Origin of the sequence: Chromobacterium sp. IRSSSOUMB001 (genome assembly GCF_023507765.1) — a bacterium.
Lineage (GTDB): Bacteria > Pseudomonadota > Gammaproteobacteria > Burkholderiales > Chromobacteriaceae > Chromobacterium > Chromobacterium haemolyticum.
The window spans coordinates 51,694-61,558 of sequence record NZ_JALCYU010000021.1; the positions used below are offsets into that span (position 1 = coordinate 51,694).

The window sequence follows — 9,865 nt, forward strand, 5'->3', positions numbered from 1 at the left end:
CACAGAGGAAGAACATCATGACCCATCAGATCAATGAATGGCTGCGAGAGCACCGAATCACTGAAGTCGAGTGTATCGTCCCCGACATGACCGGCGTGGCGCGCGGCAAGATCGTGCCCAAGGACAAATTCGTGTCCGACCCGGAAATGCGCCTGCCCGAAGTCGTGCTGATCCAGACCGTGACCGGGGACTACCCCGACGACAGCATGCTGGACCTGACCGACCCGGACATGGTGCTGGCCCCGGACCCGAACACCTTGCGCTTCGTGCCCTGGGCCGTCGATCCCACCGCGCAATTGATCTATGACTGTCAGCGCGCCGACGGCAGCCCGGTGGACGTGGCGCCGCGCAATGTGCTCAAACGCGTGATCGGCCTGTTTGACGAGATGGGTCTGGAGCCGGTGCTGGCCCCGGAAATGGAGTTCTACCTGCTGTCCCCCAACCCGGACCCGGATATCCCGCTGGCCGCGCCGGTGGGGCGAACCGGCCGCGCCGAGTTCGGCCGCCGTTCTTATTCCATTGATGCGGTCAATGAGTTCGACCCGTTGTTCGAGGACATCTACGATTACTGCCACGCGCAGAATCTGGAAGTGGACACCCTGATTCACGAAGTGGGCACCGCGCAGATGGAAATCAACTTCCTGCACGGCAACCCGCTGGAACTGGCGGACCAGGTGTTCCTGTTCAAGCGCACCGTGCGCGAGGCGGCGTTCCGTCACAATATGTACGCCACTTTCATGGCCAAGCCGATGGAGAACGAGCCGGGCTCGGCCATGCACATGCATCAGAGCCTGGTGGACAAGAACACCGGCCGCAATGTGTTCACCAATGAAGACGGCAGCCCGTCCGATCTGTTCTTCCACTACATCGCCGGTCTGCAGAAATACGTGCCCCAGTCCATGCCGTTGTTTGCGCCGTACGTGAACTCATTCCGCCGTTTATCGCGCTATACCGCGGCGCCGACCAACGTCGAATGGGGTTACGACAACCGTACCGTGGGGCTGCGCGTGCCGCATTCCTCGCCGGCGGCGCGCCGCATTGAAAACCGCGTGCCCGGCGTGGACGTCAACCCTTATATCGCCATGGCCGCGACGCTGGCCTGCGGCTACCTGGGCATCATCAACAAGCTGCAACCCAGCGAGCCGCGCCAGACGGACGCGTATGAGCTGCCTTACCAGTTCCCCAACTCCTCGGAGGAGTCCCTGGAGCAACTGGCTTCCTGCAAGGAAATGGCCGAGGTGCTGGGCGAACGCTTCGTCAGCATGTACGTGGGGATGAAGGAGAAGGAGTTCTCCGAATACTTCCGCGTGATCAGCCCGTGGGAGCGCAAGTTCCTGCTGCTGCACGTGTGATTTAGCTATGACATTGGGCTGATTTGTCCGTTAGAATCAGCCCGGACAGCCAGGATAAGCACTGAAAATACGCCAATGGCGAAGGAGGGGCGGCAGAGAACATCTACGCCCCGTTGGAGAATACTGGAAGGAAGTCCTATGCAGAATCAACAACGCACGACCGAACAATGGCGCCAACTGGATGCCGCGCATCATCTGCATCCGTTTACCGATACCCAATCGTTGAACCAGCAGGGCGCGCGGGTGATGACTCGCAGCGAGGGGATTTACCTGTGGGATTCCGAGGGAAATAAGATCATCGACGGCATGGCCGGCTTGTGGTGCGTCAATATCGGCTATGGCCGCAAGGAACTGTCCGACGTGGCCAAGAGCCAGATGGACGAACTGCCCTTCTACAACACCTTTTTCAAGACCACTCACCCGGCGGTGGTGGAGCTGTCCCACCTGCTGGCGCAAGTGACGCCGGCCGGCTACGAGCATGTGTTCTACACTAACTCCGGCTCCGAGGCGGTGGATACCATGATACGCATGGTGCGTCATTACTGGGATGTGCAGGGCAAGAAGGACAAGAAAACCCTGATCGGCCGCTGGAACGGTTATCACGGCTCCACCATCGGCGGTTCCAGCCTGGGCGGCATGAAGTATATGCACGAGCAGGGCGACCTGCCGATTCCAGGCATGGCCCACGTTGAGCAGCCATGGTGGTACAAATACGGCAAAGATCTGAGCCCGGACGAGTTCGGCGTGGTGGCCGCGCGCTGGGTGGAAGAGAAGATTCTGGAAATCGGCCCGGAAAAAGTGGCCGCCTTCGTGGGCGAACCCATCCAAGGCGCCGGCGGCGTGATCATTCCGCCGGCCACTTACTGGCCGGAAGTGGAGCGCATCTGCCGCAAATACGATGTGCTGCTGGTGGCCGACGAAGTGATCTGCGGCTTTGGCCGCACCGGCGAATGGTTTGGTTTCGAGCACTTCGGCTTCCGCCCGGACATTTTCACCACCGCCAAGGGCTTGTCTTCCGGTTATCTGCCCATCGGCGCGGTTTTCGTGGGCGAACGCGTGGCCCAGGGTTTGATTGCCGGCGGCGATTTCAACCACGGCTTCACCTACTCCGGCCACCCGGTGGCCAGCGCCGTGGCGCGCGTCAATATCGAGCTCCTGCGCGATGAAGGCATCATCGACCGCGTCAAGAACGAAACCGGTCCTTATATGCAGAAGCGCTGGCGCGAGACCTTTAGCCAGTTCGAACACGTGGACGATGTGCGCGGTGTCGGCCTGATCCAGGCGTTCACCCTGGTCAAGGACAAGAGCAAGCGCGAGCTGTTCCCTGAGTTTGGCGACGTCGGTCTGATGTGCCGCGACATCTTCTTCAGCAACAACCTGATCATGCGAGCCTGCGGCGACCACATCGTCTCCGCGCCGCCGCTGGTGATCAGCAAGGCTGAAATCGATGAAATGCTGGGCGTGGCCGCGCGTTGCATGGAGACATTCGAACGCAAATTGAAGGACAGCGGCCTGGTCTGAGCCGGGTTCGCGCATTGGCCGGCATCAAGCCGGGGCGGCCAGCCCCGGCTTTTTTCTTATAACCTGTTTACGATCTGCTGCGCTGCGGCGATACGGCGTTGGAAAAGACCTCAGAATGCTCATGTACCGTATGTACATTCCGCTTCTTCGGTCGTTTCCGCCTTGTCTCTCTCTTGCTCGCGAGACTTTGAACAGGCTTTTACGCGGCGCTTGGCGGCCCGTCGGCTTAGAGTTTTTTTACGACTGTGACCCATCCCTTAATCTGACGCCGCCCTCGGGCGTGAAGCTTGCGTCCAGCATTAGTTCGCCGTGCTGTTTCAAGCGGCAACGCAGGCGGTAGCGCAACACCATTTGCTCGTGATCGCCTTGGAAAGCGACTTCCACCGCGTCCAGCCTAGGTTCGTAGCGCAGCAAGGTCTGCTCGATGCTGCGCATCAACTGGTGAGCGCTGGCGGGCAAATGGCGATAAACGTGGCCCAGATCCGGCAGGCCGTAGTCCGGTAAATGTTTGAGCGATCCCGCGCGCGCGTTCAGGATGCGCCGGATGCTGTCGATCACGCTGTGAGAGAACTGCTGTTCCGGCGCCAAAGCGTCTAGCTCTTGTCCGTCGGAAAATTGCCCTGTCAGCATTTCATATAATGCGGGTCCCATATTCATCCCTCCGTCTGACGGCGCTCCAGCGCATAGCCGCGCAGCTCCAATTGCAGGGGCTTGTCATTGTCGAGTTCCTTCTTATCCAAGAGCAGCCGCCATTGCCGTTCCGCATCCACTTGGCGGAACAGCGCGACCACGCCGACATAGGTCGCGTCCTGATGGTAAGGCTCGCGCAGGCTGACCGCCGCGCCGGGCCGCAACAGCGTTTGGCGGATGGCCAGCAGGTCGTCGGCTAACGCGGATTGATCCTGTTCCAGCAGCGTTGAGTAGGGGGCGGCGAGAAAGGCGGCCTTGTCCTTCAACTGGTACACCCTCACCACTACCGCCAACGGTCGTTGTCCGGCTTCGGCGTTCAGTTCCTCGCTAGCGATCAAATCCAGATTCAGGCGGTCTATACGGGTCAGGAATATCTTTTGAGCGGCGCTGACGGTAACGTTCTTGGTGCTTTGCCACAGGCCGCAGCCGCTCAGTGGCAGGGTCAGGGCAAGCAAGAGCAGTCCGGCGCGCAGGGAGGGAAAGAGGTGTTTCATCCGGGTTCTCCTGGCTGCCGGGCGCAGGCGTCCGGCAGTGGTTGATAATGGCCGATGCGCAAGCGGCGCCAGCGTTCGCCCGCTGCCCCGGCCAAGGTTGAGCCCAGGCCCAGCCTGGGCTGGGCGCTGGGGTCGAGGCGGCTGGCCGGCAACCAGCTGGCGGGCAATTCAAGCCAGATTTCAGCTTCCAGCCGCCATCCCAGGTAAACCCGGGTCAGCGCCAGCACGTCCTGATGCAAGAGCCCGCCGGGTAGCAAGGAGGGTACGCAGTCTGCGTGACTTGGGCGCACGGTGACGGCGATCGCGTGATTGGCGGCGCGCAATCGGCGGCCCAGAACGAATTCACCTGCGCGCAGCGGTGGCCGTCCGGAGAGGGGGGCGGGTTCGTCCAGCGCCGCCCAGCGGGGCAGGAACTCCCGCACCCGGACACCGGCTCCGGGCAGCGCATGGCGGATGACGCTGGCCAGGCCGGAGGCGGGGCGGGTGCGCTGGCCCAGTAGGGCCAGCAATCCCAGCAGGCGGCCGGCGGGCAGTTGACGCTGTTCCGCCGCCTCGCCCAAACCCATGCCTATCAGGCCCAGCAAGGCCTTGGATAAGGGGTCGCGCCCGCCGGCCTTGAAGGTTTGCGGATAACGGTATTTGCCCCAGGCGCGATAGAGCAGGGCGGTGAGGCGATGGCTGAACAAGTCCAGCATCGCCGCAAGCGGTTCGTGGCCCTCGCGACGGACGGCGATATCGTCCAGAAAGTAATAGGGCAGCACGGCGTCGACTCCGTAAAGCCCCATAAAGGTGGTGCGCAGCACCGGTGGGCAGCCGGTGTCGGGGTCAGCCGGCTCCGCGCGGACGATTTCCCCGGCGGGAAAGCCCAGCGACGGAGAGGGCAGCAGTCGTATCGGGTCGCTGGCCGGACTATCCGCCGCGCCCAAGCGCATGTCGCCGGGCAGCCGCTCCAGAACACGGCAGAATTGGAAAAAGTTATAGGCGGGAGCAGATTGCAGCCAAGTGTAAAAGTCGGTTTCCGTCATAGCGGAGGCGCCTCCGTTTTACTGTCCGGCCAACGGACCCGCTCGTTTTCGGGCAGGATGCGTAGTTCGAAACGGGTGAATAGGTTCATGTCGGCGTAGGCGGCGAAGAAGCGATGCATCAAATCCCCAAACAGATGGATATCGCCCGGGCCGGCGAAGCCGCTTCGGTCCACCGTCAGTTCGATGCGTACCCCGCGCTCCATGCAACCTTGCTTGACCCTGCTAACCAGCTGGTGTCTCACCTCCAGCAATCCGTTCAGCCGCTGGCGGTTCAATTCGTCTTCGGTCCAGTCGTACAGCGCCAGCGTCCCGCGCAGCACTTCTACGTTCAGCAGCGATAGAAAGTTGGGCGCAAGGTGAGACAGTACTCGCCATTGATAGCGGTCTTCCGCCGGCGGGTAGCAGGGAAGGGTGGGCGCGGTCAGGTTGGCGATCTGGGTCAGCGGCGGGGCCGCGGAGCGCTCCAGGATCTGCGCTTCGCGCAGCGCTTTGCGCGGCAGCATGCCGTTGGTGCCCGTGACGCGCAGCGACAGAATCTCCTCCCGCATCGCCGCCGACGGCGAATCCCAAAGATGGCCTCCCAGAGCCAGCCAGGTTTCCGGCCTGCCGGCCGCGCCAAGCCGGGTCCGTGCATGGTAAAAGCGTTCCGGCGCCTCATCGCGCAGCATGCCTCCCCTGTGCTGGAAGCTGGTGAACGGCAGGTAAGCGTGACGGCCGCCGTTCTCGGTATCCATGGAAACGACTTCGTCCACGGACCAGGCCTCGATCTCGGGGCCCTGGCTCGCCAATGGCACCACCCGGTATTCATGATTCAGATGATTCACATGCAGCGGCTCGGCTTCCATTGGGAACAGATTGATCGCCGGCACGCAGTGCAAGCGTAGGTTGTCTGCGTTGAACGGCATGTCCGCCGGATAGCGTTGCGTCAAGGTCAGCTCCAGCGTAAAGCCGGTGGAGTCTCCGGGGAGCAGTGCCGCGTCCAGGCCGGCTAGATCTAGAAACTGGAACTTTTCGCGGAAGCAAAAGTACTCCAGCAGCAACTGATAGCCGCCAAAGGCGTTGTCGGCCTTGGGCCATAGCCGATCCGCCTCGTTAAAGCCCACTGGCTCGAAGCGCAGGGTCGGCATCTCGTGGACCGGGTAGCCTGCCCGGCCCAAAGGCCGCAGGCGCGCGCGGCCCAACTGTCGGGTCAGCGCATGACGCAGCGCGAAGGCGATGGGCGGATCGGCGTCCAGGAACAGGCGCAGACGGGATAGGTCCAGGGCCTCGCGCTTGGCCGTCGCTCCCAGATCAAAGCGCAGCTCCAGCACCGATCTTCCTTCGCCGTCCAACCGCGTGCCGGCCTGGCACAGCAGCAAGGGCCGAATCATCGCCGCTTGGGTGGTGCGGTAGGCGCAGCGCACCGCATTCGCGCCCACCGGCGAGGTGAGGACGCTCAGGCCGGCTTCCACCGGCTTGGCTTGTTGCAGCGCATGGGCGTCGGCGCGCAACTCCAGCACGGTAAGCGAAGGCACCATGCGCAGATAATGCGGCCACAGCATATTGACCAGGCCTTCGGTCAGCTCCGGGAAATCATCGTCCAGTTTTTGGCGGATGCGGCCGGTCAGGAAGGCGAAACCTTCGAACAGACGCTCCACGTAAGGGTCGCGCTTGCCCACCCGGTCGATATTCAGCAAGGCGGCGCGGTCGGGGTGGGCGCGGGCGAACTCCTTGCCGGCTTCGCGCAGGTAGCGCATTTCCGCTTCGTAATAGCGCAGAGTCAGATCATCCATGGGCGGCTTTCATCGACATGTGGAAAAAGCGCCGCTTGCGGCGCGGGCGAATTCACGAGAAGGCGCCGGCCAGCGCCCGGGCTGGGTCCAGCGCGGCCAGGCGCGCATTGAGCTGCTCCAGTTGCTGGGCCAGGCCGGAACGGTCTGCGTCCTTGCGTTGCATGCGCTGGCGCAACAGCCGCGCCAGTTGCGCCAGCAGTTCGAAGGCCAGTTGCGGCTCCCAGATGTCCAACTGATGGCCATCTGCTTGGCGCAGCAAGGCCTCCAGCAAGTGAATGGCCATTTCGGCGCGGCCGTGACGTTCCGCCAACCGGGCCAGCAGCAGTTGCCGCAGGCAGAACTCACGGCCGCCAGCGATGGCCGGCAAGGCCTGCACCCAGGCAAAGGCCGCCGGCAAACCCTGCTGCGCGGCGATGGCGTGGGCCTGAGTTTCCGTTTCCGGCCAGTCTCCGCGTTCGTCGGCCGCCGGCGCTGCGAGAACGGAGGTTTCCGGCCGCCGCCATTGAGCCAGCCATTCCAATGTGGCGTCTTCCGCAAACGGACTACCGTCGCTGAAGCTCAGTTTTTCCACCCCGGGCAGCCGCTGGCACAGCCGTTGAACATCGTCGCGGATCAACTCCGCCAACGGGGCACCCATCTCTCCGTCATGTTGTCTCGCCAGCCAGGCGTAACGCTGCAGATCCAGCCACCAGTGGTTGGCCCCTTCCGCGAACGCGCTTTCCACCCGCTCGCTCAAGTCCCGCCATTGCTGCTGCAACAGCAGGCGCTTTAGCTGTTGACGCAGCTCTGCGCGCGGCGGCGGTAATCGGCTGCGGCCATCGGCGTCGCCGGGCGGCGGGCTGCTCAGCGCCTCCCAGCGCACGGCGCGCAGCAGGCGAAGAGCGGCGGCCTGGCCTTCCGGCTGTTGGCGCAGAAACACAGCCATCCGTCGCGCCTGTTCCAGCAGTTCGCGCCAGGAGCCCACCTCATCGGCGCCCGCCGGCGGCGTAGCCGCGCCGACCGCCGCGGGAACGGGCATGCCCATGGCTGCATGGCCGGCGTCGGCGGCTTGCAGCCGGGGCTGTAGACAGCGGCCCAGTGTTTCTAGCCGCTGCGGCGGCGCCTCGCTGTCCGCGGAGAGTCGTTGCACCAGCAGTAAGGCGGCAGCGGCCCGCCGCCAAGCTGCGTCGTCGTCATCGGCCAGCACGGAGAGTTGGTTGGTAAAGCGTTCGCTGGCCAGCCATTCCAACGCATTGCGTCGCCGCGCCGGCTGCCGTGGCCAGACTGTGTCCGGGTAGCGTTCCAGCAAGGCGGCGCTCAGTTCCAGGCCGTCCGCCAGGCCGGCCACGCCGTCCTGGCGTAGCCGGGTGAAGGCGTAATAGGCCGCCACGCGCAAATCCTTACCGCGGGTTTTCAGCAAGGTTTCCGCATGCGCCAAGGCCAGTTGCGCGTTCATGCCGGAAAGGCGGGTCGCTTCCTCTTTCAAGGCTAGAAACTCATCGTCGTGGGACAGATCTTCGCCGCAGGGCGAGGCATCGGAAATCGGCTTTAGCCAGGCCGACCAACGCGGCAGCCGCTGGCGAGCCTCTTCTTCCGGCGCCGTATCCCGGCCCAGCAAGGCGCGCAGCCAGCTCATGGGCGTTTGCCGGACGAGGCCGGGCTTGCGGTCGGCGTTGGCGGCCGCAAGCCCATTCTGTGCGCTTGAAGATTGATGGCGAGGGAACCGCGCCCCGGCAGCATGGACCGGCAAGCCTCGCCCCGTTGCGGATATTCTCGTTGGAGAATGCTTAGCTCCTCCACGCTCCAGCGACGCGGCGACGCCAGGTCCTGAGCCTTGGCCGGCGGGTGAATGGCGGCGGGGTTGTGCGTGGGCGGCCGGCTTTGGCCGGTCGCGCCTATCCGCGAGTCTTCCTGGCGCGGCGCTTGAAGCTCGCGCACGTTCCATTCCTCGGATGGTTTAGGCGTCGGCAAGGGCTTGGGCGTCATGATTCGCTCCTTTTCAAGGTTGGGGGCGCCGGGCCTGTTTGGCCGCGGCCGGCGGCTTGCCCGGCTCCACAATAAAAATCCGCGTCGGCAGCTGGAACTGAATCAGTTGCAGCAAGGCCAGCGGGCCGGCGCCGGCCTCGCTGCGCAACTGGTAGCGCGCCTGATGGCCGTCCGGCAGCGCCCAGCTCAGCTGCCAGCTGGAACGGTCGATCTGCTCGCGCTTGGCCTGTTCCAGCAGGCGCAGCACGCCCCAGCGGCCGGGGTGGTCCAGCGTCTGGCGCAGGCCGGCGTCCACGCTCTGCCATTGCAGGCTGGACCCGGCCTTCAGCGAGTCGCCGGGCCAGCTCACCGCCTGCCAGCTTTCCACCTGGTTGAAGTAGTGCAGGCGCTGCTGGTCCAGTTGCAGCCGGGTTTCCGCCAGGCCGACGCTGGCGATGGGTTTCAGTTCGAAGCGGATGCCGGCGTCGCCCTGAGCGTAGAGCAGGCTGGACAGCCGCGACAGCCGGTTCAGCTCGTTGAGGAAGTTCAGGTCGAAGCGCAGCGCCTGCGCCGCCGCCGGGTCCGGCGACCATTGATCGCCCTGTTGTTCCAGCACCCCGCCCAGTTGCTGGCGCACGAACTGTTGCACCAGGCCGTCGCTGGGGTGCAGGAAGCGGCCCAGCTCCGGCAGCGAGGCGTCGGCGTCGCTGCGGTGGAAGGGGTAGCGGCCGGCGAAGCTGGATTGCCACGGCCGGATGATGCTCTGGTCCCACAACTGGTTGAGGCTGGCCGCCGCCGGTTGCAGCAGGGTGTGCCAGGACTGATTCAAGGGTTGCAGGAACAGGTGCAGGCCAACCCCCTGCCAGTCTTCGCCCAGACTGGCGGCCAGCTGGGCTGCGTAGTCGCGGCTTTCGGCCAGTTCGCCGCCCTTGCCCTGGAACAACGCCTGCGCCAGCGCGCGGGCGGCGGCGTCCGGGTCCGGCGCGGCGGCCACCTGTTGCAGCTTGAGCCGGGTGGCCGCCACCCGCTCCAGATAGCGTTGCAGGCTGAGATTGGAGCCGTCCTGG

Annotated in this window: 9 protein-coding genes; 2 read left to right on the forward strand and 7 right to left on the reverse strand. The window is 64.2% G+C overall.

Features of this window, described 5'->3' with window-relative positions:
- Positions 1-17 precede the first annotated feature (17 nt).
- Complete coding sequence (locus tag MOV80_RS21510) at positions 18-1,352, forward strand: glutamine synthetase family protein (protein WP_019104434.1); 1,335 nt, start codon at positions 18-20, stop codon at positions 1,350-1,352.
- Between the two features lie 138 nt (positions 1,353-1,490).
- Complete coding sequence (locus MOV80_RS21515) at positions 1,491-2,873, forward strand: aspartate aminotransferase family protein (protein WP_019104435.1); 1,383 nt, start codon at positions 1,491-1,493, stop codon at positions 2,871-2,873.
- Between the two features lie 237 nt (positions 2,874-3,110).
- On the opposite strand, the gene tssE is transcribed toward MOV80_RS21515, so the two are convergent.
- The 7 genes from tssE to MOV80_RS21550 all read right to left on the reverse strand — a co-directional run.
- On the reverse strand, positions 3,111-3,524 hold the full coding sequence (gene tssE / locus MOV80_RS21520) for a type VI secretion system baseplate subunit TssE (RefSeq protein WP_039756810.1): 414 nt from the start codon (positions 3,522-3,524) through the stop codon (positions 3,111-3,113).
- 2 nt (positions 3,525-3,526) lie between these two features.
- Positions 3,527-4,057: a type VI secretion system lipoprotein TssJ gene (gene tssJ, locus MOV80_RS21525; RefSeq protein WP_081576046.1), complete on the reverse strand. Its 531-nt coding sequence runs from the start codon at positions 4,055-4,057 to the stop codon at positions 3,527-3,529.
- Positions 4,054-5,082, reverse strand: coding sequence for a type VI secretion system baseplate subunit TssG (gene tssG / locus MOV80_RS21530; RefSeq protein ID WP_019104438.1), 1,029 nt, complete (start codon positions 5,080-5,082; stop codon positions 4,054-4,056). The genes tssJ and tssG overlap by 4 nt, the downstream gene beginning before the upstream one ends.
- Positions 5,079-6,854, reverse strand: coding sequence for a type VI secretion system baseplate subunit TssF (tssF, locus tag MOV80_RS21535; RefSeq protein ID WP_019104439.1), 1,776 nt, complete (start codon positions 6,852-6,854; stop codon positions 5,079-5,081). Before tssF ends, tssG begins: the two co-directional genes overlap by 4 nt.
- A gap of 52 nt (positions 6,855-6,906) precedes the next feature.
- Positions 6,907-8,469, reverse strand: coding sequence for a type VI secretion system protein TssA (tssA, locus tag MOV80_RS21540; protein ID WP_019104440.1), 1,563 nt, complete (start codon positions 8,467-8,469; stop codon positions 6,907-6,909).
- Positions 8,466-8,819, reverse strand: coding sequence for a hypothetical protein (locus MOV80_RS21545; protein WP_157222241.1), 354 nt, complete (start codon positions 8,817-8,819; stop codon positions 8,466-8,468). Before MOV80_RS21545 ends, tssA begins: the two co-directional genes overlap by 4 nt.
- Before the next feature lie 13 nt (positions 8,820-8,832).
- Positions 8,833-9,865 (reverse strand): type VI secretion IcmF C-terminal domain-containing protein (locus MOV80_RS21550; RefSeq protein WP_275975389.1); only part of this gene is annotated, 1,033 nt, incomplete at its 5' end.